The sequence below is a fragment of the Brachybacterium sp. J153 genome (genome assembly GCF_036311905.1).
GTDB lineage: Bacteria > Actinomycetota > Actinomycetes > Actinomycetales > Dermabacteraceae > Brachybacterium.
In genome coordinates, this window is sequence record NZ_JAZDCH010000031.1 from 18,654 (window position 1) to 40,968 (window position 22,315).

Genomic DNA, 22,315 nt, shown 5'->3' on the forward strand with positions numbered 1-22,315 from the left:
TGGCGCGGCCCACCACCGCCCCACCCTTACACCGGCGGGAGGCCCAGGTTCTCCCGCAACGTCGCGCCGGCGTACTCCGTCGGGTACACCCCGCGCTCCTGCAGGCGCGGGACGAGGTGGTCGACGATGTCGTCGATCCCGGAGGGGATCAGCCACGGGGTGATGTTCAGGCCGTCGATCGCGCCGAGCCGGGCGAACTCCGCGAGCCGGTCCGCGACCGCGTCGTAGCTGCCGGTGAACTCGCCGCGGCGCGCGCCGGCGCGCCCACGGGCGAACTCGAGGATCGACTGCCCCTTCTCGGCGGCCTCCTCGCGCCAGGCGCGGGTGAGCTCCTCGGCCTTGGCGAACTGGAAGCCGGCCCCGCGGGTCACGCCCGACTCCTCGACCTCCGGCGGCACATCGGGCAGCGGACCGTCGGGGTCGAAGTCCGAGAGGTCCCGGCCCCAGTACTGCTCGAGCAGGGCGATGGCCTGCTCGGGCCCGATCTGCAGGTCCCGCACCCAGCGCACCTTCTCCTCGGCCTCCGCCTCAGTGGGGGCGAGGATGATCTCGGCGCCCGGCAGGATCTTCACCGAGCCCGGGTCGCGGCCCGCGGCGACGGTGCGCTCGACGATGCTGCGACGGAACTCGACGGCCGCGGCGAGCGCGCCGTGCGGGGAGAAGATGACGTCGGCGGTGCGGGCGGCGAAGTCCTGCCCGGCAGGGGAGGCTCCCGCCTGGAAGAGCACGGGGCGGCCCTGCGGGGAGCGGGGCAGGTCGCCGCTCGCCCGCACCGCGTAGTGGGCGCCGTCGTGCGCGACCTGCTCGCCGCGCCAGTACTGCTCGGCGACCTGCACGAACGCCTCGGCGTGGGTGTAGCGGTCGGCGTGGTCGAGATAGCCGCCGCGACGGAAGTTCTCCCCGGTCCAGGCGTTGTCGGTGGTGACCACGTTCCAGCCCGCGCGGCCCCCGGAGAGCAGGTCGAGGGTCTGCAGGCGGCGGGCGAGATCGACGGGGTCGTTGTATGTGGTGTTCTGCGTGGCGACCAGGCCGATCCGCTCGGTGACGCCGGCCAGCGCCGCGAGCAGAGTCTGCGCGTCGGGCCGTCCGGCGACATCGAGCTCGAAGGGCACGCCGCGGTGCTCGCGCAGCCGCAGCCCCTCCCCGAGGAAGAAGGCCGAGAACAGCCCCCGCTCGGCGGTGCGGGCGAGCGCCTCGAAGGACTCCCGCGCGACCTGGTCGCCGCTCTCGGGCAGGCGCCAGATCGTCGAGGAGTTCACGCCCTGGAAGAACACGCCGAAGCTGAGCTGTCCGGTGGGGGTGTGCGCGGGGTGGAGCGGGTGCTCGGCCGGACCCGTCGCGAGGGCGGCGGCCTCCGCGGACAGCGGTGCGCCCGAGCGCCCGGGGGCGGTGGCGGTGGTCATGCGGACTCCTCGAGGGTGGAGGTGGAGCGGGCGAGGCGGGCGCGGTCGGCGCGCCGCACGGGGTCGAGGCGGAAGGGCACCACGGGCAGGCCGAGCCGGGCCCGGAGGCTGCGGCGCGGGTTCGGGGCGGGTTCGACCAGGTCGCGGGACCGCAGCTCGGCCGCGAGCTGGCCCAGGGTGCCGACGGGGTCGGCCTCGAGGTCCAGGCCGACGAGCCGCACCAGCCGCACGCGGCCCGGCCCGTCCGTCGGCCCGGCGTCGAGCGCCTCGGCGATGCGCCCGGCGAGCGGCTTCGCGCGCGCCCCTCCGGAGACGTCGAGGTCGAGGACCCGGCCGTCGGCGGCGGTGGACGTCACCGGCTCGCCGACCGCGGCGCGGTCGGTGTCGGCGACCAGCACGGGGAGCAGCCCCTGCGGGGAGCGGGGCGTGATCGCCGGGCCCCGCACCGAGAAGGTCTCGGCCTCGACGTCGGCGTACTGCAGCCGAGAGGCGTCGACGTACACGCCGCGGGCGGCATCGCGCACCACGGCGTCCGGCGCCCAGGAGTCCCAGAGCGCGCGGGCGGCGCGGAGCACGTCGGCCGCCTCGCGGTGGGTGGCCTCGAGACCCAGCACGGCGCGGCCCACTGCGGCGGCGGCCGACGGGTCCGTCTCGGCCTGCAGCAGCCAGCCGGCGCGCCCGTCGCTGAGGTGGTCGAGGCTCATCAACTGGGTCGCGAGGTGGAACGGCTCGACGTAGATCGCGTCGGTGCGCGGCAGCAGGCCGACGGCGCGGGTGAGCGGCGCGAGATGCGCGGCGACGTGGATCGGGTGGAGGCCGCCGTCGCTCAGGGTGAGGGCGCCGATCCCCGTCTGCTCGAGGCCGCGGACGAGACGGGCGAGGTCCGGCAGCAGGCTCGGCGCGGTGACCAGGTCGACGGCGAGGGTGGGCAGGAAGGGTGCGGTGGTGCTCACGGGTTCTCCTGGGTGTGTGCGCGGGACTCGGTGAGGGCCTCGGCGGTCAGCTGCCAGCGGTCGAGGACCTGGCCGTAGGTGCCGTCGGCGATCAGCGCGTTCAGCGCCGCGGCGTACGGCGCGGCGAGGCCGCTGCCCGCGGGGAAGGTACCGGCCACGAGGGTCTCGTCGGGCCAGCCGGCGTTGATCCGGCCCTGCAGCTCGAAGTCGTCGCGCCGGGCGGCGATGAAGCTCAGCGAGGCGTAGGGCGAGATGTAGCCGTCGATGCGGCCGGAGCCGAGGGCGAGCAGGGTGTCGGCGTCGGAGGAGTAGTTCTTCAGCTCCGCGGGTTCCTTGCCGGCGGCCTCCAGCTCGGCGTTCCAGTCCGTGAGGATCCGCTCCTGGTTCGTTGCGGCGCCGACGGCGATGATCCGCCCCGAGAGGGAGTCGGCGTCCTCGAGCCAGAAGTCCGCGCCCTTCTTCACGAGGAAGGACATGTACGCGGCGCGGTACGAGGCGAAGTCGAACTTCTGCAGCCGCTCCGCGTTGATGCCGACGTTCGCGTGGACCACGTCGAACTCCCCGGCCTCGAGCTTCAGCGGCCAGTTCTCCCAGGTGGTGAGCTTGAGCTCGAACTCGAGGCCGAGCTTGTCGGCGACGATCCGGGCAATGTCGATCTCGGAGCCGATGTACGTCCGGTTGTCGTCGGCGAGGAAGCTCAGCGGCGCCGAGGAGGTGCCGTTGATGCCGACCCGCAGCACGCCGGACTCGGCGATCTCGGCCGGCAGCAGCGCGGCGATCTCCTCGTCGGCGGTCGCGCGGATCAGCTCCTGCGTGCCGGAGGTGTCGATCGCGCCGGCCTTCGCGCCGCCGCCGTCGGAGGCGCCGCCCCCGTCGGACGCCCCGGAGCCGGAGGTGGCCCCGGTCGCGGCGGGGGTCGGGTCGGAGCAGGCGGCGAGCAGGCCGAGCGGCAGGAGCAGACCGGACGCCGTGAGGGCGCGGCGGGAGATGCGGGCGGTGGGGCTCATGAGAGGTCCTCGGGGATCGGGGCGTGCGGGGGGACCGGGGCGGCGGCGCCGACCCGGGAGAGGAAGGCGCGGGTGCGCTCGTGGGCGGGGTGGTCGATGACGTCGGCGGGCGGGCCCTGTTCGACGACCCGGCCCTGGTCCATGAACACGACCGTGTCCGCGACCTGCCGGGCGAAGGAGATCTCGTGGGTGACGATGACGAGGGTGGTGCCGTCGCGGGCGAGATCGCGGATCACCTCGAGCACCTCCTCGACCAGCTCGGGGTCGAGGGCGCTGGTCGGCTCGTCGAAGAGCAGCACCTTCGGGCGCAGGGCGAGGGCGCGGGCGATCGCGACGCGCTGCTGCTGGCCACCGGAGAGCTGGCGCGGGTAGGCGCCCTCCTTCTCGGCGAGGCCGACGAGGGCGAGCAGCTCGCGGGCGCGCTGCTCCGCCTCGCGCCGCGGCACCCCGAGGGCGCGACGCGGCGCCTCGGCGATGTTGGCGAGCGCGGTCATGTGGGCGAAGAGGTGGAAGCCCTGGAAGACCATGCCGATGCCGGTGCGCTGGCGGAGCACCTCCGCCTCGCGCAGCTCGTGCAGCACCTGGCCGTCGCGGCGGTAGCCGATCACCTCGCCGTCCACGCTGATCAGGCCGCGGGTGACGGGCTCGAGATGGTTGATCGCGCGCAGCAGGGTCGACTTCCCCGAGCCGGACGGGCCGAGGATCGCGGTGACCGAGCCGGGAGCGAGATCGAGGTCGATGCCGCGCAGCACCTCGAGGTCGCCGAAGGACTTGTGCACGTCGCGGATCTCGACGCGGCCTCCCGACGGGGCGGGTCCGGCCGGCGGGGTGGATCCGGCCGACGGGGCCGGGGTGGCCGGTGGGGCGGGCGGGCGGCGGAGCAGGGAGGCGAGGCTCATGCGGGGGCTCCTGCGGGAGTGGGGCGACGACGGGAGATCCGGGTGCGGAGGGCCTGCAGCGGGGTGGGCGGCAGGGTGCGCAGCGCGCCCTTGGAGTAGTGGCGCTCGAGGTAGTACTGGCCGATCGAGAGCAGCGAGGTGATCACGACGTACCAGAGCGTCGCGACGAGCAGCATGGGCAGCACCTGCTGGGTGCGGCCGTAGATCAGCTGGACCGTGAAGAACAGCTCGGCGTGCGCGAGGACGTACACGATCGAGGTGCCCTTGACCAGGCCGATCACCTCGTTCACGGCGGGCGGGAGGATCGCGCGCATGGCCTGGGGGAGCACGATCCGCAGGTTGCGGTCGCGGGCGGGGATACCGAGCGCGCTCGCCGCCTCGAGCTGCCCCTGGTCGACGGAGAGGATGCCGCCGCGGATCATCTCGGCGGCGTAGGCGGCCTGGTGCAGCCCGAGGCCCAGCACGGCGGCGAGCAGCGGCGTCATCAGATCGCTCGTGCGCGCCTCGAAGAAGGTCACGTCCGTCAGCGGGATACCGAGCCGAACCTGCTCGTAGAGGTAACCCAGGTTGTACCAGAGCAGCAGCTGCACGAGCAGCGGCGTGGAGCGGAAGATCCAGGAGAAGGTCCAGCTCACCCCGGAGATCAGGGGAGAGGGCGAGAGGCGCATGAGGGCGAGCGCGAGGCCCAGACCGAAGCCGATCGCGCCGGCGAGGACGGTGAGCTTCAGCGTCTCCAGCAGGCCCCGCAGGATCGACTCCGCGAAGAACCACTGCGCAACCACGCCCCACTCCCAACGGGGGTTGGTGGCGAAGGACCACAGCACCGCGGCGACCACGAGGCCCACGAGGACCGCGAGCACGGCGCGCCCCGGGTGGCGGGCGGGCACGATCCGCAGCGCCACGAGGTCCTCGCGCAGGGCGGGCGCGGGAGTGTCGGGAGCGTCGGCCCCGACGGGATCCTCCGGGGTGTGCGGGGAGCGGCACGGCATCTCGCGCGCTTCCGCGGCCGGGGCGTGCCCGGTGGCGACGGCCGCGGACGGCTCGGCGGCCGCGGGCGTGCGGCGTGCGGTCTCTGGCGAGACGACGGAGGAGGTCATGACGTGCCTTCCGTGACGGGAGGTGAACCGCAGGGCGGTCCGGGGTTGCAGGGCCTGACGTTATAAGCGAATCTAATGGCGATGCAAGGTGAACGCTATGACTCGTCATGGTGCGCCACACAGCTCCTCGGAAGGGACCCTCGATGACTCCGCTGCGCACTGCGCCCGCCCCGCGACTCGTGCTCGTGGGCGGCGGACCGCGCGCCATCGGCGTGCTAGAGCGCCTCGCCGCACGGCTCGCGCACGAAGATCCCCAGGTCACCGGCCCCCTGCGGGTGGACATCGTCGACCCGCACCTGCCCGGCGCCGGCCGGATCTGGCGAGCCGCCGAGAGCCCGCTGCTGCTCATGAACTCGCGGGCCGCCGACGTGTCGATCTACCCCGACGAGACCGTCGAGATGGACGGGCCCGTGGTCGCCGGCCCCTCGCTCGCCGAGTGGGCCGAAGGGATCCGCCGCGGCGAGATCGCCCCGCCCACGGCGGGCACGACCCGCCTCGCCGAGATCCACGCCCTGCAGCCCACCGACTTCGCCTCCCGTCGGGTGCAGGCGCTCTACCTCGAGTGGTTCGTCGGCCAGGTCTTCGCCGCGCTGCCGCAGTCGGTCGAGGTCGCCGTGCACCGCACCACCGCGACCGCCCTCGCGCCGCGCGCGGACGGTGGCTGGCTCGTCGAGCTCGAGGACCGCGAGCGGCTCGAGGCGGACCTGGTCCTCCTCGCCGCCGGCCACACCGACGCCCGCCCGTCGGCGGACCGGCACGAGCTCGCCGCTTTCGCCCGTCGTCACGGTGCCGTCTATCTGGGACCCTCCCAGGCGTCCGATGCCCCGCTCGCTCAGCTCGGCGCCGGTCAGGACGTGATCGTGCGCGGCATGGGCCTCGCCTTCGTGGACCTGCTGGCCCTGCTCACCGAGGGTCGCGGTGGCCGCTTCGAGCCCGCCGCGACCGACGCCGACCCCGATCGCCTCCACTACCTCCCCTCCGGGAAGGAGCCGCGGCTCTGGGTCGGCTCACGCCGCGGCGTGCCCTACCACTCCAAGGTCCGCGACGAAGGGGCGCCCACCAGGCTCGCGCCGTTCGTGCACGTCACCGCCGAGGCGCTGCGAGAGCGCGAAGCGGCCGACGGACTCCTCGACTTCCGCGCGGACGTCCTCCCTCTGATCGCCGCGGAGATTGCCGAGCAGGTGCCGGGCGCTCCCGCCCTGTCGGCCGGGGAGGCGCCGCTGGCCTGGCTCGACGAGCCGCTGGCCTGGCTCGTCGGCGACGCCCCGGAGCAGGTCACCCGCGACGCCGTGGTCCGCCACATCGAGCAGGACCTGCGCGCCCGCACTCGCGGTGACGTGACCTCGGCGCGGACACTCTTTCAGCTGCTGCTGCGGATGCACGGCACCCTCGTGGACCTGCTGCCCGCCGAGCGCCTCCGCGGCGGGGCAGCCGACGACTACCCCCGCTGGTGGCATTCGCTGTTCAGCTTCGTCGACTCCGGTCCGCCGCCGCACCGTCTCCACCAGCTGCTCGCCCTCGAACGGGCGGGGGTGGTCCGCTTCCTCGGCCCCGGACTCCAGGTCACGGCCGACGAGAGCCTCGGTCGCTTCACGGCGCGCGGCGCCGGCGGGGCACAGGCCACGGCCGACGCCCTGCTCGACGCCTTCCTGCCCGCGCCGACCCTCGTCGAATCCACCAACCCGCTGCTGCGCGACCTGGTGGCCGCCGGCGGGCGAGCCGTGGGTCGGGAGTCGACCACCTCGCCCGGGACCCTCGACGTCGACGCGGACCATCGCGTCCTCGCCCCGGACGGCACGCCGCGGGAGGGGCTGTGGGCCGTCGGCGCCTGGACCTCCGAGCTGCCCATCGGCGCCTTCGCCCGGCCCCGCACGAACGCCCCGTGCCACCGCCGCAACGACGCGCTCGCCGGGGAGATGCTCGCGGCGGCTCGGCGACGTGCCGTCGCGCCGGCGGCGGCCACCGCGGCGTCGGTCTCGCCCGCTGTGGCCCTTCCGGGGTCGGTTCCCGGGGCGGACCGACTTGCCCTCGGGGTCGAGGACGCGCGCCGCGCCGCAGCGCGACCCCCGCGTCCCCTCCGCCTGGGTGTGCTCGGCCCCGGCAAGATCGGCCGCGCCCTCGCGCGCACCGCGATGCGGGCGGGTCTCGAGGTCGCCGTGCACGGTCGATCCGGAGCTCCCGCCCTCGCCGCGCAGTTGCCCGGAGCCCGTCCCGTCGGCCTCCGCGATCTGGCTGCGACCAGCGACGTCGTGCTGCTCACGGTGCCGCTGCACGTCGCCCTCGCCCTCGATCCGGCTGCTCTCGACGGGACCGTGCTGGTCGATGTCACGAACCCCTGGGGCGAGGCCGACGCCGCTGCGGTCGCCGCGGCCCGCGCCGCGCTCGGCGACCACGCGGGCGAGCTGTCCACGAGCGAGCTGCTGGCCGCGCGCCTGCCGGGCGCGACCGTCGTGAAGTCGCTCAACCACATCGGCTATCACGACGTCGAGGAGCAGGGCCGGGCATCGGGGGACCCGGGGCGTCGGGTGATCGCCCTCGCCGCGGACGATCACGGCGCCGCGGAGCTCGTCGGCTCCCTGCTGCACCGCCTCGGCTACGAGCCCGTCCCACTCGGTCCCCTCGCCGCGGGGCGCGACCTCGAGCCGGGGGAGGCGCTGTTCAGCGGGTGGAGCACCCGCGAGGAGCTGGACCTCCTCCGCGCCGCGCAGGTCCGCGCGGCCTGAGGGGGGCCGATTCCCGCCCCGCCCTCAGCGCCGGGAACCTCCGCAGAGTGGGGCGAATCCGGCGGTCATTCCCCCAGGAGTGTGGGGGTTCTGCGCGGAGCCGGTCGCTGCCGGGACTCCCGCCGCTCCTCAGGCCCCGGCGGCGCGGGCGACGGCGTCGGCGAGGACCACGTCCCCGAGCCCCGAGCCGAGGTTCTGCGCCACGACCAGACCGTCCGGCCGGCCTTCCCGCAACAGGTCCCCGGTCGCGCCGGTCGCGACCGGGTACTCCGCACCGTGCTTGAGGGGGCGCAACGACTCGAACTGCTCGGGGTCGTCGGCCACGACCGTGCCGGTGCGAGAGATCGCCGCGCCGGCGACGGAGGAGTAGTCCAGCGGCAGCAGCGTCGCGTCGGCCGTGACCTCGCCGGGGCGGAGTGCCTGGCCGGTGAGCCCGATCGGCAGGCCGCTGATCACCACGCCCGCGCCGTCGAGCGCCGCGGCCCGGTCCGTCGTCGTGCGGAGCGCGAGGTCGGGGGTGTTCTCGGCGCACCAGGCGGTCAGCTCCTCGAGCGCCTCGGGCCGCCGGCCCCACACGGTCAGCGGACCGCGGCCCAACGCCTCGAGCACCCGGGCATGGGAGCGGGCCTGCACCCCGGTGCCCAGGAACACGACCGGCCGGTCGTCCAGGGCGAGGGACGCGCCGGTGACGGCCGCGGTGCGCTGGGCGGTGAGCTCGGCGGCGTCCATCGTGGCGCGCGTGGACCCGTCGGCGGCGGAGAGCACCATCAGGCCACCGATCATCTCCCGCCCCCGTTCGCGGTTCGACGGCGTGACCGTCACCCATTTGATCCCCAGCAAGCCGCGCTCCGGCCACGCGGCGGGCATGGCGTTCGCGAAGCCGCCGTCCTCGTGGACGACCTGCGACTTCGGGGTCACCGAGGCGGAGCCGCCCGCGAGGACGAGCAGCGTCTCGCGCATCAACGCGACCTGCTCGGCCGGGGCGGGGAGGAGGGCGCGGACCTGGGAGTCGTCGAGATGCAGCATTCCTCGACCGTAGCGCGCGGGGATCGCGCGCGGCGCGGGCGGTGCGCTCGGTACGGTGGGGCGATGAGCATCATGGGGGGACAGCACAGCAGTGAGCCCGGCGGCGATCCGTCGTGGCTGGGCGGCCGGGACCGGTCGGGCGGGGGCGGCGGTGCAGTCGGTGAGGGCGCCCAGGGCCGCGATGCGGGGATCGCCGACGGCCGACGGGACGCCTTCGCCGGGTCGGCCGACGGTTTCTCGAGCGACTTCGGGCTCTCGACACGGGGCACCGCGGCGTCGTCGGACTTCCCGACGTCCTCGGACTTCGCTGCGGCCTCGTCGGACGTCGCGGAGGCTCCCCGCTCTGACGGACCGCAGTTCGGGTCCGATCGCGATGATCCCGGCGCTCGGGCCGGCGAGACCGACGAGCGCGGTCGTCCCCTCGACGCCGCAGGGTTCGCCCCGACCTTCGGGCAGACAACGTCGCAGGGGGACGGTCCGAGTCGCGCGGCGATCGGGCGCTCGCTCCTGATATAGATCATCCCGCTCCTGGTCATCGGCGGTTTCGTGGTGATGAACCTGGTGTACGGCGACGAGGTCAGCTGGATGTTCCTCATCGCCGGGGTGATAATCCTCGGCCAAACCATCCGGCGCCTGATCAAACTGTTCAGCGGGCGCTGACCCCGTTCCATGCCCCACCAGTGCCCCATCCGTTCTCGAGCAGTGCCCCAGCAGTGCCTCCCTCCGTCGGCCGCGGGGACGCAGGATGGTGCCGAGCGGACGACGGACGTCCGCACCCGCACCACTGGAGGAGCAGCAGATGGACTACGTGAAGCTGGGGAACACGGGGCTCGACGTCTCCCGCCTGTGCCTGGGCACCATGGGCTTCGGCAACCCCGAGCGCTGGGTGCACAAGTGGGTCCTCGAGGAGGACGACGCCCGCCCGGTCATGAAGCACGCGCTCGATGCGGGCATCAACTTCTTCGACACGGCCAACGTCTACTCGATCGGCCGCAGCGAGGAGATCGTCGGCAAGGCGCTCGTCGACTACGCGAACCGTGACGAGATCGTGCTGGCCACGAAGGTCCACGGGACGATGCACGAGGGACCCAACGGCGGCGGGCTCTCCCGCAAGTCGATCCTCGCCGAGGCGGAGGCGAGCCTGCGCCGGCTCGGCACCGACTACATCGACCTCTACATCATCCACCGCTGGGACTACACGGTCCCGATCGAGGAGACCATGCAGGCCCTCGACGACCTGGTTCGCTCCGGCAAGGTCCGCCACCTCGGCGCCTCCGCGATGTTCGCATGGCAGTTCCTGCAGGCGCAGCATGTCGCCGAGACCCACGGCTGGACGAAGTTCATCTCGATGCAGAACCACTACAACCTCCTCTACCGCGAGGAGGAGCGGGAGATGATGCCGATGCTGCGGGAGCTCGGCGTCGCCTCGACCCCGTACAGCCCGCTCGCCGCCGGTCGTCTCACCCGCGATTGGGACGCGGACACCGAGCGCGCCCGCACCGACCAGACGGCGAAGTCGAAGTACGACGCGACGGAGGAGACCGACCGGGCGATCGTCGAGGAGGTCGCCCGCATCGCGGAGGCCCGCGGCGTGGAGCGGGTGCACGTGGCACTGGCCTGGCTGCTGCAGAAGTCGCCCGTGGTCTCCCCGATCATCGGCGCGACCCGCACCGGGCACCTCGACGCGGCGCTCGGCGCCCTCGACCTCGAGCTCACCGCCGAGGAGATGGCTGCCCTCGAGGCCCCGTACGTCCCGCACCGCGTCGTCGGCGCCCTCGCCCCCGGCGAGTCGACCACCCGTCCCGGCCGGACGGCCTGAGCCGCGGGCGCCCGGCGCCCTCGCCCCCGGCGAGTCGACCACCCGTCCCGGCCGGACGGCCTGAGCCGCGGGCGCCCGGCGCCCTCGCCCCGAGCCCCCAGAGTTACCGACCAGTCATGTGCGGCTGTGTTCCGTTGATGGAACACAGCCGCACATGACTGCGTGGTCACATGCGGGCGAGGGCGGGCGCGGGTGCGCGGCCCACCCGGGTGTCAGCGTTTCCGGGCGCGGATCAAGTGGCGCGTGGAATGGGCGACGAACGGTCCCTTGGCCCGGATCCGCCGATCAAGAGCCAAGAGCGTCTCGCGGTGACCCTCGACGGTGAAGCCCGGCACCCACCAGGGGCACTTCCGCAGGATCCAGGCGATCGCCCCGATATCGGAGAACTCCATCCGCAGCCGGGCCTCGGGCAGCTCGAGGACCTCCAGGTCCGCGGCCTCCGCAGCGGCGGCCTCGTCCTCGGGGTGGCGGCCGCGACGCTGCTCGGCCGTCGTCGGCCCGAAGAACTCCTCGATCAGCGCGAAGGCCGAGCTCGGCCCCACGTGCTGGGCCAGGTACTCCCCGCCGGGCGCGAGGACGCGGGCGATTTCGCCCCAGGCCGGGTCGACGGGATGGCGCGAGGTGACGAGGTCCGCCGCCCCGTTGGGCAGGGGGATCGGGGCGCCGAACGCGGTCTCGTGCACGTGGACGCCGCGCGGTCCGAGCCGCCTGCGCGCCCGCTCCGCGTTCGGCGGCCAGGACTCGGTGACGTGCTGCTCACGAGCCAGGCGCGGGCAGCCGCCGAGCACCTCGCCGCCGCCGGTGTCGAGGTCGACGGCCACGGGGGCCTCGGCGACCGCGGCCGCGAGCAGGCGGTGGAAGGCCCATGGCGGCCGATCCTCGGTCGCGCGGCCGACGAGCCAGTCGAAGCCCCAGCCGTCCACGTCGGCCGACGCCGCCTCTGCGAGCAGAGCCTCCGTCGGGCGCGCCCGATCCGCCGCGGCGAGCCGGGTCCGCAGCGCCTCCCGCTCCTTCTCCGGCCAGGGCCCGGACTCCGCGAGGGGGATCTCGGTGAGATGGCGACGCTGCGCCGGCGGGAGGGTCGTGACGAATCGGTCCGGGTCCTCGTGCGCCATGCCGTAGAGGGCGGGCCCGTCGGCGTAGAACGGGTCGATCAGCACGAGACGTCCGTCGGACCCGCGCATCACGTTGCTCGGGTTGGTGTCCAGCGGCCCGCACCAGGCCAGCTCGGCGCGAGCGGCCGCGTGCACGGTGCGCAGGATCTCGGTCAGCGGGGCGAGGTCGCCCTCGCCGCGGTGCACCCGCTCCAGGAAGGCGGCCGCCTCCTCCGCGTCGACCGGCTGCAGCAGCTCCATGACCTGCAGGTCCGCTCCACCGGAGAGACGGAGGTGCCGCTCGAGCCGGGGCACGGCGCCGGTCGGGGCCGCCTCGGTGTAGAGCCGTGCGGTGCAGGGGCCGACGGGGTCGAAGGGGCTGATCCGTGCCGCGAGGGCGCCGTCGGGGGAGGCGAGGGCGATGGCCCAGTCGCCGGAACCGCACGGCGTCCAGCCGGCCCCGCGCAGCAACCGCTCCACCTCGTGGTGGGAGGTGGTGGGGCCGACGGCATCGAGGGCGGCGAGGTGGTGGGAGGTGGTGGGGCCGACGGCGTCGAGGGCGGCGAGGTCGGGAGCGCCGGTCGGGCGTGTCGGGCCTGCCGGACCGTCGGCATCGGGCTACTGAGCCGGGGACATGGCCGCGACCCTAGCCCCGTGGCGCGCCGCCGGCACGAGGTTTTCGCACCGGCCCGGAGCTGCTCCGGACGGTGCGGACGGAGAGGAGGCGTGCCCGATAGGATCCCCTGGTCAGAGCAGTGCAGAGGAAGGGTGGCAGGTCATGGGCGGGAGCCGCGCCTCGGGAGGACCACGATGAGCATCGCGCCGATCCTGTTGTTCGTGCTCGCCGGCATCCTGGCGTTCGTGGCGGTCATCGGGCTGCACGCCACGGTGGTCTCGGCGCGGAGCAAGCGGATCCCCCGCTGGATCGCGATCCCCTTCGGCGCGGCGATGCTGCTGACGCTGGTGGGTCTGCTGCTGCTGCGCTGACCCGCAGGACTCAGCCGCCCAGCTCGAGCACCCTGATCGCGAGCTGCACCCGGTTCGTGACCTGCAGCTTGTGGTAGAGCCGCCCCAGGTGGGTCTTCACCGTCGCGACGCTCATGAACAGCCGATCCCCGACCTCCTGGTTGGAGAGGCCCTGGGCGACCAGCCGCCCCACCTCCCACTCGCGCTCGGTCACGCCCCCGGGCGCGGCCCCCGTCGTCCCGGCGGACGCGCCGTCGGCCCGCGCACCGGAGCCGCCGTCGGCCGCGGCACCCGCCCCGTCCGCAGGGACCGGACCCGCGCTCGCCGTCGGCGTCCCGTCGGCCGCGAGCCGCACCAGGCGGTTCAGCACCTCCGGCGAGAACCTCGGCCTGGCCCGCGCGGCATCCAGCACCGCCTGCACCACCTCCTGCGGCGGGGAGTCCTTGAGCAGGAAGCTCATCGCGCCACCGCGCAGCGCGGCGAGCAGGAAGTCGTCGGTGTCGAAGGCGGTGAGCATGACGACCCGGGCCGGCAGACCCTGGGCGGTCAGCTCGGCGAGGGCCTCGAGCCCGGACATGCGCGGCATCCGGATGTCCATGAGCACCACATCGGGGTCCAGCGCGCGGATCTGCGCGAGGCCCGTCTCGCCGTCGGCCGCCTCGCCGATCACCTCGATGCCGTGGGCGCCGTCGATCATCAGCCGCAGACCGGCGCGCATGAGCGCCTCGTCGTCGACGATCAGCACCCGTACCCGGGACTCCTGCGGCGCGCTCCCGCTGCTCTCGCTCACCATGGCACCCATGCTTCCAGCTCGAAGGAGTCCTCGGTGCGCACGCGCCGGGCGTCGCCGCCGAGCAGCCGCGCCCGTTCTTGCACGCCCACGAGGCCGTGCCCGGTGGAGGTGACCTCGCGCGGGTCGTCCGCGACCAGAGGGTTCCGTGCTCGCAGCACGAGGCGGTCGTCCTCCCGGACCAGGCGCACCCGCAGCGGCGTGCCGGGGGAGTGCTTCGCGGCGTTCGCGGTGGCCTCGGCGAGGATGCGGGCCAGCGCGACGACGGTCGCCCGCTCCCGGGTGGCGAGTTCCTCGGGGGTGAGGCCCTCCCAGTCCAGGCGCACGTCCTGCCCGCCCGCCCGGCGGTCCTCGACCAGCTCGGTGAGGGTGGGGACGGTCGCGAGCGGGGCGTCCCCGCCGCCGGTGCGCAGGGACCGCAGCACGCTGCGCAGCTCCCGGTTCGCCTCCTGGGCGCCGTCGCGGACGATCCCCGCGACCCGGCGCATCTCCGCCGGCCGCATGTCCTGGCGGTAGGAGAGGGCGCCGGCGTGCATCGCGATCATCGCCAGGTGGTGGGAGATCGAGTCGTGGACGTCGCGGGCGAGGACCGCGCGCTCCTCCGCCCGGACCCGTGCGGTGTCCGCCTCCCGTTCGCGTAGCAGGGCGGCGGCCTCGCGCTCGGCGGTCCGCCGCTCGCGCTGGGCGATGACCCGGGCGCGCTCCGCCGCCAGCCGCTCGCGCTCGGCGACCTCGGCCTTCTCCCGCAGCGTCGCGACCAGTTCCCGACGGGTGGCGATGATGTGGCCGATCAGCACCGGCACCGTCGCGCCGACCAGCATCACCACGGCCGTCGCGCCGACGGACAGGTCCACGGGCGCGCGCCGGATCTGCACGTCGACGAACAGGGCGAGGCAGGTCACGGCGACGGTCAGCCCGATCCCCGCGACGTCGAGGGGCAGGCGGCGGCGCAGCCCCACCCGGTACAGGGCGATCACCCCGGCGGGCACCGCCCACACGCTCAGACCGGCGACGGCCGCGACGACCAGGTGCACGGCCACGTCGAGCCGTCCCGGACGCAGGAAGCGGAGCGGCCCGATCGCGAGCGACACGGTCGCCCCCAGCACGGCGTCGACGCTCGAGAGGGTCACCAGCTCGACGGGCGGGCGGTAGCGGAACTCGTCGAGCAGCAGACCGAGCGCGACCAGCCAGATCAGCACGCCCAGCACCACGCAGACGACGGTCTGGGCGAGGGCGATCAGCCACTGCCGCACGCTGCGCACGGGCGGCGCCTCGGGGTGGGGGAGGGCCGGGGAGGTCATGCGGCAAGAGTAGGGAGCGCGCACCGCCGACGGATCGACCGCCCGGCCGACGTCCGCACGGCGGCGCGGTCGGGCCGGGCGATCGTCGGCGCGGCCGGGCAGGGCGTGCGGCCGACGGGCTCAGCCCACGGCCGGCACGTCGATCTGCCAGGGCGGGCCGCCCCAGCCCGACCGCCTAGAGTGGATCCGCCATGCGAGAGAACCCCGCTCCGCGTCCGGCCGAGGACGCCACCCCGTACCCCCTGATGACTCGACTTCGGCCCTCCTGGTCGACGGTGCCGCGGCCGCTGCTGACCGTGCTCGCGACGCTGCTGGTGTACGTCATCGGAGCCTCGGCCCTGCTGGTCGGGACGGTGCTGCTGCTCGCGGTGCTGCCCGGCGTCAACGTCGCCCTGGGGGTGACCAGCGGTGATCCGGCCAGCCCGCTCGACGTCGGCCTGGCCCTCGCCATGGGTGCGCTGTGGCTGCCCGCCGGCATGGTCGGCGTGCGCGTGGGCGGCTGGCGGCCGCTCGGCACGGTCTGGTCCGTCGAGGCCCGCTGGCGCCGCGTGATGCTGCGGGCGCTGGGTCCGTGGGTGGTCGGCGGGGCGCTGCTCGTGGTGGCCGCGGCAGCCGTCGCGGGCGCGCTGGTCGGCCCGGCCGACGGGGTCGCCGCCGGGTCCGCCGCCGACGCCGGATCAACCGCCGGCGCCGGATCCGCCCCCTCCGTCGCGGCGCTGCTCGCCCTCGCCGTGGTGGTGCTGGTCCTCGCCCCGCTGCAGGCCGCGGGGCTCGAGCTGGTGCTGCGCGGCATCGTGCTACAGGCCGCGGGGACCTGGATCCGCACCCCGCTCGCGGGGGTCCTCGCCGCCGCGGCCGTGACCCTGATCGGCCGAGAGCTGAGCGCCCCGGTGCTGATCCCCGCGCTCACCGTCGCCGTCTGCGCGGCGGTGCTCGCCTGGCGCAGCGGCGGCCTCGAGCTGCCCATCGCCCTGACCACCGCGCTGACCGTGCCCTCGCTGCTGGTCTCCGCCCTCGCCGCGGGGACCGGGGCCGGCGCCGGGGTCGCGGCCCTGGTCGCGGGAGTCTCCGCCCCCGGCACCTCCGGGGCGGCGCTCGCCGCGCCCGGGGCGCCGGCCGCGCTCGCCGGCGGGATCGCCGCGGCGGTCGTGCTGGTGCTGATCACGCTGCTGCTGATGGTGCGACTCGGTCGCCACGAGGGCACCTCGCCGCTGACCCCGACGGTCCGTCCGACAGATCTCGAGGCCCCCGCCGCCGTCGCGGTGTGAGCCGCCCGCTTTCCGCGATGTCCTGGACAGCACGGTGATTCTCACGTAGGAAAGTGTTGGGCCGCGCATCGACGCGCGGTTCATCCCTAGTGAAGGACGAGGCCGATGACGCCCACCGCCCCTATCTCCCGCCGCACCCTGGTCGCCTCCGGAGCCGTCGGAGCGGCCCTCGGAGCCGCCGCGCTGACCGCTCCCGCCGCCCGGGCCGACGCCGGATACACCAACCCCGTGATCGCCACCAACCAGCCCGACCCCGGGGTGCTCCGGGTGGGCCAGCGCTACTACCTCTACTCCACCGCGGGGGCCGCCGGGAACATGCCGGTGCTGGTCTCCCCGAACCTCGTGACCTGGCGCCTGCTCGGTGACGGGCAGCCCGAGATCGCCGCCTGGGCGAACCGCGGACGGCACTGGGCGCCTGAGATGATCGAGGTGGACGGGCGCTACCACGCGTACTACACCGCCTGGGAGCGGGCCACGGACCGCCAGGCCATCGGTGTCGCGATCGCCGACCGCCCCGAGGGCCCCTTCGTCGACGGTGCCGACGCCCCGCTGCTGTCGACGCCCGAGGAGGGCGGATGCATCGACGCCTCGCCGTTCCGTGATGAGGACGGCGGGCTCTGGCTGCTGTGGAAGAACGACGGCAACGCCGCCGACCAGGACTCCTTCCTGTTCGTCCAGCGCCTCGCGGACGACGGGCTGTCCCTGGTGGGGGAGCGGTCCATCGCCCTCGAGCGGGACCAGGATTGGGAGATCTACACGATCGAGGGGCCGGCCGTGATCGCCCACGAGGGGCGCTACCTGCTTTTCTACTCGGCGGGCGAGTACTGGAACGAGACCTACGGCGTGGGCGTCGCGGTGGCCGATGCGGTCCGGGGCCCCTGGACCAAGCTCTCCGACCAGCCCGTCCTTGCCGCGAACGAGGTCGCCGCGGGTCCGGGCCACGGCATGCCCGTGCGGACCGCCGACGGGATCTGGTACGTCTACCACGCCTGGCAGCCCGATCACGTCGGTGAGGATCCCGGCCGACAGATCTGGATCTCGAAGGTCCAGGTGGGCGCCGACGCGGTGACCATCGACGGTCCCGCGATCGACAACCCCCGTCGGCCGCGGATCGACCGGCGGGGCTGAGCGTCCGTCGCGGGGGGGGGGGGCGGGATCTCAACGCCCGCCTTCCCTGTGGGACTAGGAGGGGGGATTTCGTGGAAGGTCTCTCTGCGAAAGTAGGGTGCCCGGCTTCCCCCCTCCCGCGTCCCCGGTGGGCCGAGGCGGGGCGATCAACGGCCGCATCGGCGACCTCACGAGCGACATCCTCCAGGGGCGCAAGCCGGTCAGCGCCTGGGCGGACGGCGTCGCGACGTGGAAGGCCGACGGGGGCGACCAGATCCGGGACGAGCTCGAGCAGGCCCTCGCCGACCGCGGGGACAGCATGGTGTGAGCTCGGGGTCCGGGCGCAGACGGGGGCGGTTCACGACCGTTGTCCCGTCGGCGCTCCTCCCGCTCAGCTCCGGATCGCGTCGATCACCCGGATGCGGGTCGCGATGAGTGCGGGGAGGGCCCCGGCGAGCACGCCCACGGCGGTCGCGGCGATGAGGCCCGCGAGCACGGCCGAGATCGGGAAGGGCGGCACGTCCACGAGGCCCAGGTTCTCGAAGGCGGAGGTCACGAACGGCGCCTTGACGAGTGCCACCGCCCCGGCCACGCCGACCGCGCCGGCGACCACCGTCGCGACCACCGACTCCATGAGCACCCCGAAGAAGATGCGCCCGCCGGTCGCGCCGTAGGAGCGGCGGATCCCTATCTCCCGCACCCGATAGCGCACCGTGACCAGGGAGATGTTCACCAGGCCCATGCCGCCGAGCAGCAGCACCAACAGCGCGACCACGACGATCGCATTGCGCAGCACCCCGAAGCCGATGTCGTCGACGGAGAACGAGGAGGGGAACACGTCGAAGCTGCCCGCGGGAGTGTCCCGCAGGGCGGTGGCGAGGCGATCCATGATCTCGTCGGACTGCTCGGGCGGCACCCACAGCACGTACTCGGAGGTGCGCACGGACTCCTCGGTCATGCCGGGCAGGGTGTCCATCGCGTCGACCGCCATGTAGGCCATCAGGCCGTAGTCGGTCATCTCGTCGGCCGGGAGCACGCCGATGATCACCGCCTGCTCCGTGCCCTGCGTGCCGCTCTCGCCGTAGAGCGTGACCGGCTCCGAGCCGAGGGCGGGACGGCCGAGCGCCTCGTACATCGGCTGGTTCACCACGAGAGCCGGGGCGAGGCGGGAGCGGTCGGAGTCCGCGATCCAGCGGCCCTCCTCCGGCTGCATCCGGTACATGCCGGCGTAGGCGGGGTCCACACCGGTCACCTCCGCGTTCCGCACACCCTGCGGCGTCTGTACGCGGGTGGAGGCGTACGCCTTCCGGGAGCGCTGGTCGATGCCGAGGCGGTCCACCTGCTCGAGGACCAGCTCGTCCTGCTCGGCGCCGGTGACCTCCCCGCCCCCGCTGGGGTACACGGTGAGGATCTTGTCCCGGCCGCCGGTGCGCTCGAAGGACTGCTCGAGGGCGCTCGAGAGCATGCCGCCGGCGCCGAGCACCGCGGTCAGCGCGAACACGGAGAAGGCCACCCCGATCAGGGACAGCAGGATGCGGCCCTTGTTCACGCGCAGCTCGCCGAGGGCCTCGACGATCGAGGCGATGAACCCGGTCATGCGTGGTCCTCCTGGAGGTCCGGGGTGGTGGGGGAGGCGGTGGCGACGGCCCCGCGCCGCGATCCGGCGGTGACGCCGGGGCCGACGGGCGCGCCGGGGCCGACGGGGGCGACCGCGCCGACGGCGGCCAGCGCGTCGGCCGTGCCGACCTCCGCGCGGCCGGCGCGGATCCCGGCGGTTCCGCCGAGCGCCTCGCGCGTGCCGGGGGCGTCGACCGCGTGCAGCCGGCCCTCGTCGAGCAGATAGGCGCGGCGGGAGAGGGCCGCGACCTGCAGATCGTGGGTGATGGTGACGAGCGCTGCGCGGGACTCGCGGGCGATCTCGTCGAGCAGCGCCATGACGGCCTCGCCGGTGGTCACGTCGAGGGCTCCCGTCGGCTCGTCGGCGAGGATCAGTCGCGGCCGACGCACGAGCGCGCGCGCCACGGCGACCCGCTGCTGCTCGCCGCCGGAGAGGCGGGAGGGGACCTGGTCGGCGCGGTCGGCGAGGCCGACCCGGTCCAGCATCTCCAGCGCCAGCTTCTCGCGCCGCCAGAACTGGCCGGCGGAGCCGTACATGAGGGGCATCATCACGTTCTCCAGCGCGGTGCGCCGGTCCAGCAGGTTGAACTGCTGGAAGACGAAGCCGATCGACTCCCCGCGGCGGCGGGCCCGGCGGCGCTCGCCCATGCGGGCCACGTCCTGGCCGTCGAACAGCAGCTCGCCGCCGGTCTGACGGTCGATCAGGCCCAGCAGGTTCAGCAGGGTCGACTTGCCGGAGCCGGAGCGGCCGACGACCGCGATGTGGTCGCCCTCCTCGACGACCAGGTCGATGCCGCGCAGGATGTGGAGGTCCTCGCCGCCGGGCAGGCGGACCGAGCGGCGCAGATCGCGCAGCTCGAGCAGGGGAGCGGTCACCACATCTCCACCATCTCGTCCTCGGGGGCGTCGACGCCGGGCACGAACTGGAGGATCTCCAGGCCCTCCTCGAGGCCCTCGGTCACTTCGACGATCCCGTCTCCGCGCAGGCCGAGGCCGACGGTGACCGGCGTCGGCTCGCCGGTCGCCTCGTCGAGGACGTACACGGTGCCGGCCTCCGCTTCGCCCTGGACGGCGGTGGTGGGGACGGTCAGCACGCCGGCGCGGGAGCCGAGGTCCACGCGGATCTCTCCCTCGAGCCCGGCGACGATGCGGGTGCCCTCGGGGACCGCGCACTCCAGGCGGGCCGCGGAGACCTCGGCGGGGATCTCCTCGCCGGTCATCGGGTCGATCTGCGGCTGGCCGGGCTCCTCGACCTCGGAGTCCTCGTCGATCGCGGGGGTCTCGCAGGTGATCGGGTCGACGCTGCTGGACAGGGTCGCGGTGGCGGCGATGTCCACGTCGAGCAGGGAGAGCTGCTGCTCGGGGGTGAGGTCGGCGACGATCGAGTAGGTGCCGGGGGAGATCGTGGCGACCTCCTGCTTCAGCTCCAGGCCGTCCCACTCCTCGAGGTCCATGTCGCGCAACACGCCGTCGGCCGTCGCGCGCAGGTTCACGTAGCGGTACTCCTGCTCGCCCGAGCCGGAGGCGACGGGCGCAGCCTGCTCCTCGGCGGGCTCCCCGCCGTCCTCGGTCGAGGGCTGCACGACGGGCATCTCGATGGGATCCGGCTCGACCGGCACCCGCACCTGCAGCACCCGGTCGCCCTCGGAGACGGCGTCGCCCTCGTCGGCCCAGATCTTGGTGATCTCCCCGGCGGCGGTCGCCGTGAGGGCGGTGCCGGGATCGGGCTGGACCAGCGCGTCGAGCACCAGCTCGGAGGAGATGTCGCCGCGGGTGACGGGGACCAGCGCGAACTGGTCGAACTCGGCGCTCGGCGTGAGCGGGTCCTCCGCCTGCTCCTGGCCGCTGGGGAAGAAGGCCATCTTCGCGAGGGCGAGGGCGATGATGCCCAGGATCAGCATCCAGATCACGGGGAAGACGTAGCGGCGCAGGACGTTCATGGTGCCTCTCGGTCGAAACGGCGGCGGGTCGGCCGACGGGGGAAGGGGGCGGGGCGAGCGGATCGCGATCGCGCCGACGGTGACGCGGCAGGAGGCGCTCCGGGCATTCTTCCCAGCGGACGTGCAGTTCCGCACCGGACTTTGGTCGGTACCGGTCTCCCTCCGGAGGCGGATTCGAGAGGCCCGAGCGGACCCGAGCGGACCCGAGCGGACTCGCGCGGATGCGAGCGGTCTGGAGCGGGATCGTGCGAGACCCGGCGGGTCCCGGCAGGTCCCGGCAAGACCTGTTGGGGGGCGCGCGTGGGCCGACGCGCATAGGGTCGTCCTCATGCGCCTCGATGATGCCGTCGCCCTCCCGGACCACCTCCTCCTGCTGCCGCTGCGCCAGCGGATCCTCGAGCGGCAGCTCGGGGTGCGCTCGCTGCACCTGCACCGTCGCGGGCACGAGGACGTCGCCCATCTCTTCGCCGATCCGACGGTGGCAAACGTCTACTCGGTCTCGAAGACCGTCACCGCCCTCGCGATCGGCATCGCGCAGGCCGAGGGGCTGCTGGACGTGGAGGATCCGGTGCTCGAACACCTTCCCGTCCCTGCGGGCGGGGCCGCCGCCGGCTGGGAGGACGTGCGCATCCGGCACCTGCTCACGATGACCTCCGGCTCCCCGGTGCTCGGCTTCGAGGACCCGGAGCGGGACCACCCGGACCTCACCGCGCTGGTCCTCTCCACCCCGCTCGCCCGCCCCGCGGGGGAGCGGTGGGAGTATTCCAACGGCTCGATCTTCCTGCTCTCGCGGATCATCGAGCACGAGTCGGGGGAGACCCTGCGCGACTGGCTGATGCCGCGGATGTTCGAGCCGCTCGGCCTCGTGAACCCGCAATGGCACACGGCCCGCGGCGGCCACACCTGGGGTGCGACGGGCCTCCACCTCAAGCCCTTCCAGCTCGCCCGCATCGGCCGGCTGCTGCTGGAGCGTGGCGCGTGGGAGGGCCGGCAGCTGGTCCCCGGGGAGTGGATCGACGCGCTCCACGCCGAGGGGACCTGGGTCGCGACGGGGGATGCCGAGCCGGAGAACGCCCGCTACGGCTACGCCGTCTGGGCCAGCACCCCCGAGGGGCACTGGCGCGCTGATGGCGCGTACGGCCAGTTCCTGCTGGTCATGCCCGATCGGGAAGCGGTCCTGACGGTCACCTCGCACCTCGAGGGCCGGGGCAGCTCCGAGATCCTCCGCGCCGTGTGGGAGGAGCTGCTGCCGCTGCTGTGAGCGCTCGCGCCGCTGCGGTGGGCGGGGAGCATCCCGGGGCACTA

The 22,315-nt window shown here is 74.2% G+C and carries 20 protein-coding genes; 8 read left to right on the forward strand and 12 right to left on the reverse strand.

The window, feature by feature from the left end; translation table 11 throughout:
- Nucleotides 1-26: 26 nt before the first annotated feature.
- From V1258_RS14810 to V1258_RS14830, 5 genes are read right to left on the reverse strand one after another with little or no spacing between them, the layout of a single operon-like run.
- A complete protein-coding gene (locus tag V1258_RS14810; RefSeq protein ID WP_329750401.1) occupies nt 27-1,403 on the reverse strand; it encodes an LLM class flavin-dependent oxidoreductase in 1,377 nt (458 codons plus the stop codon).
- Nucleotides 1,400-2,356, reverse strand: a complete 957-nt coding sequence (locus V1258_RS14815; RefSeq protein WP_329750402.1) for an LLM class flavin-dependent oxidoreductase — start codon at nt 2,354-2,356, stop codon at nt 1,400-1,402. The genes V1258_RS14810 and V1258_RS14815 overlap by 4 nt, the downstream gene beginning before the upstream one ends.
- Nucleotides 2,353-3,363, reverse strand: coding sequence for a transporter substrate-binding domain-containing protein (locus V1258_RS14820; RefSeq protein WP_329750403.1), 1,011 nt, complete (start codon nt 3,361-3,363; stop codon nt 2,353-2,355). Before V1258_RS14820 ends, V1258_RS14815 begins: the two co-directional genes overlap by 4 nt.
- Nucleotides 3,360-4,262, reverse strand: coding sequence for an amino acid ABC transporter ATP-binding protein (locus V1258_RS14825; protein ID WP_329750404.1), 903 nt, complete (start codon nt 4,260-4,262; stop codon nt 3,360-3,362). Before V1258_RS14825 ends, V1258_RS14820 begins: the two co-directional genes overlap by 4 nt.
- Nucleotides 4,259-5,359, reverse strand: a complete 1,101-nt coding sequence (locus tag V1258_RS14830) for an amino acid ABC transporter permease (RefSeq protein WP_329750405.1) — start codon at nt 5,357-5,359, stop codon at nt 4,259-4,261. The genes V1258_RS14825 and V1258_RS14830 overlap by 4 nt, the downstream gene beginning before the upstream one ends.
- Before the next feature lie 143 nt (nt 5,360-5,502).
- Here V1258_RS14830 and V1258_RS14835 point away from each other — a divergent pair, with 143 nt between their 5' ends.
- A complete protein-coding gene (locus V1258_RS14835) occupies nt 5,503-8,082 on the forward strand; it encodes an FAD/NAD(P)-binding protein (RefSeq protein ID WP_329750406.1) in 2,580 nt (859 codons plus the stop codon).
- A gap of 129 nt (nt 8,083-8,211) precedes the next feature.
- On the opposite strand, the gene V1258_RS14840 is transcribed toward V1258_RS14835, so the two are convergent.
- On the reverse strand, nt 8,212-9,108 hold the full coding sequence (locus V1258_RS14840; RefSeq protein ID WP_329750407.1) for an ornithine cyclodeaminase: 897 nt from the start codon (nt 9,106-9,108) through the stop codon (nt 8,212-8,214).
- A gap of 63 nt (nt 9,109-9,171) precedes the next feature.
- Between V1258_RS14840 and V1258_RS14845 the strand changes: the two genes are divergently transcribed.
- Nucleotides 9,172-9,624 carry a hypothetical protein gene (locus V1258_RS14845; protein ID WP_329750408.1) on the forward strand — a complete coding sequence of 151 codons (453 nt, stop codon included), beginning with the start codon at nt 9,172-9,174 and terminating at the stop codon, nt 9,622-9,624.
- 283 nt (nt 9,625-9,907) lie between these two features.
- The gene (locus V1258_RS14850; protein WP_329750409.1) at nt 9,908-10,927 is read left to right on the forward strand and encodes an aldo/keto reductase; all 1,020 of its coding nucleotides are present in this window, start codon (nt 9,908-9,910) and stop codon (nt 10,925-10,927) included.
- Nucleotides 10,928-11,139: 212 nt separating this feature from the next.
- On the opposite strand, the gene V1258_RS14855 is transcribed toward V1258_RS14850, so the two are convergent.
- Nucleotides 11,140-12,501, reverse strand: coding sequence for a methyltransferase domain-containing protein (locus V1258_RS14855; RefSeq protein WP_329750410.1), 1,362 nt, complete (start codon nt 12,499-12,501; stop codon nt 11,140-11,142).
- Nucleotides 12,502-12,831: 330 nt separating this feature from the next.
- On the opposite strand from V1258_RS14855, the gene V1258_RS14860 reads away from it, so the two are divergent.
- Nucleotides 12,832-13,008: a hypothetical protein gene (locus V1258_RS14860; RefSeq protein WP_329745682.1), complete on the forward strand. Its 177-nt coding sequence runs from the start codon at nt 12,832-12,834 to the stop codon at nt 13,006-13,008.
- A gap of 10 nt (nt 13,009-13,018) precedes the next feature.
- Here the strand turns inward: V1258_RS14860 and V1258_RS14865 are convergent, their stop codons facing one another.
- Both V1258_RS14865 and V1258_RS14870 read right to left on the reverse strand, forming a co-directional pair.
- Nucleotides 13,019-13,780, reverse strand: coding sequence for a response regulator transcription factor (locus V1258_RS14865; protein WP_329750411.1), 762 nt, complete (start codon nt 13,778-13,780; stop codon nt 13,019-13,021).
- On the reverse strand, nt 13,774-15,078 hold the full coding sequence (locus tag V1258_RS14870) for a sensor histidine kinase (RefSeq protein WP_329750412.1): 1,305 nt from the start codon (nt 15,076-15,078) through the stop codon (nt 13,774-13,776). Before V1258_RS14870 ends, V1258_RS14865 begins: the two co-directional genes overlap by 7 nt.
- 191 nt (nt 15,079-15,269) lie before the next feature.
- Between V1258_RS14870 and V1258_RS14875 the strand changes: the two genes are divergently transcribed.
- The 3 genes from V1258_RS14875 (at nt 15,270) to V1258_RS14885 (ending at nt 17,781) form a co-directional block, all read left to right on the forward strand.
- Nucleotides 15,270-16,346, forward strand: coding sequence for a CAAX protease (locus tag V1258_RS14875; RefSeq protein ID WP_329750413.1), 1,077 nt, complete (start codon nt 15,270-15,272; stop codon nt 16,344-16,346).
- A 105-nt stretch (nt 16,347-16,451) separates the two neighbouring features.
- Nucleotides 16,452-17,474 carry a glycoside hydrolase family 43 protein gene (locus V1258_RS14880; RefSeq protein WP_329750414.1) on the forward strand — a complete coding sequence of 341 codons (1,023 nt, stop codon included), beginning with the start codon at nt 16,452-16,454 and terminating at the stop codon, nt 17,472-17,474.
- 97 nt (nt 17,475-17,571) lie between these two features.
- Nucleotides 17,572-17,781, forward strand: coding sequence for a hypothetical protein (locus tag V1258_RS14885; RefSeq protein ID WP_329750415.1), 210 nt, complete (start codon nt 17,572-17,574; stop codon nt 17,779-17,781).
- A 63-nt stretch (nt 17,782-17,844) separates the two neighbouring features.
- Here V1258_RS14885 and V1258_RS14890 read toward each other — a convergent pair whose 3' ends face one another.
- From V1258_RS14890 to V1258_RS14900, 3 genes are read right to left on the reverse strand one after another with little or no spacing between them, the layout of a single operon-like run.
- A complete protein-coding gene (locus tag V1258_RS14890; RefSeq protein ID WP_329750416.1) occupies nt 17,845-19,050 on the reverse strand; it encodes an ABC transporter permease in 1,206 nt (401 codons plus the stop codon).
- Nucleotides 19,047-19,946: an ABC transporter ATP-binding protein gene (locus V1258_RS14895; protein WP_329750417.1), complete on the reverse strand. Its 900-nt coding sequence runs from the start codon at nt 19,944-19,946 to the stop codon at nt 19,047-19,049. The genes V1258_RS14890 and V1258_RS14895 overlap by 4 nt, the downstream gene beginning before the upstream one ends.
- Complete coding sequence (locus tag V1258_RS14900; RefSeq protein WP_329750418.1) at nt 19,943-21,010, reverse strand: efflux RND transporter periplasmic adaptor subunit; 1,068 nt, start codon at nt 21,008-21,010, stop codon at nt 19,943-19,945. The genes V1258_RS14895 and V1258_RS14900 overlap by 4 nt, the downstream gene beginning before the upstream one ends.
- A gap of 328 nt (nt 21,011-21,338) precedes the next feature.
- Between V1258_RS14900 and V1258_RS14905 the strand changes: the two genes are divergently transcribed.
- On the forward strand, nt 21,339-22,271 hold the full coding sequence (locus V1258_RS14905; RefSeq protein ID WP_329750419.1) for a serine hydrolase domain-containing protein: 933 nt from the start codon (nt 21,339-21,341) through the stop codon (nt 22,269-22,271).
- Nucleotides 22,272-22,315: the final 44 nt, after the last annotated feature.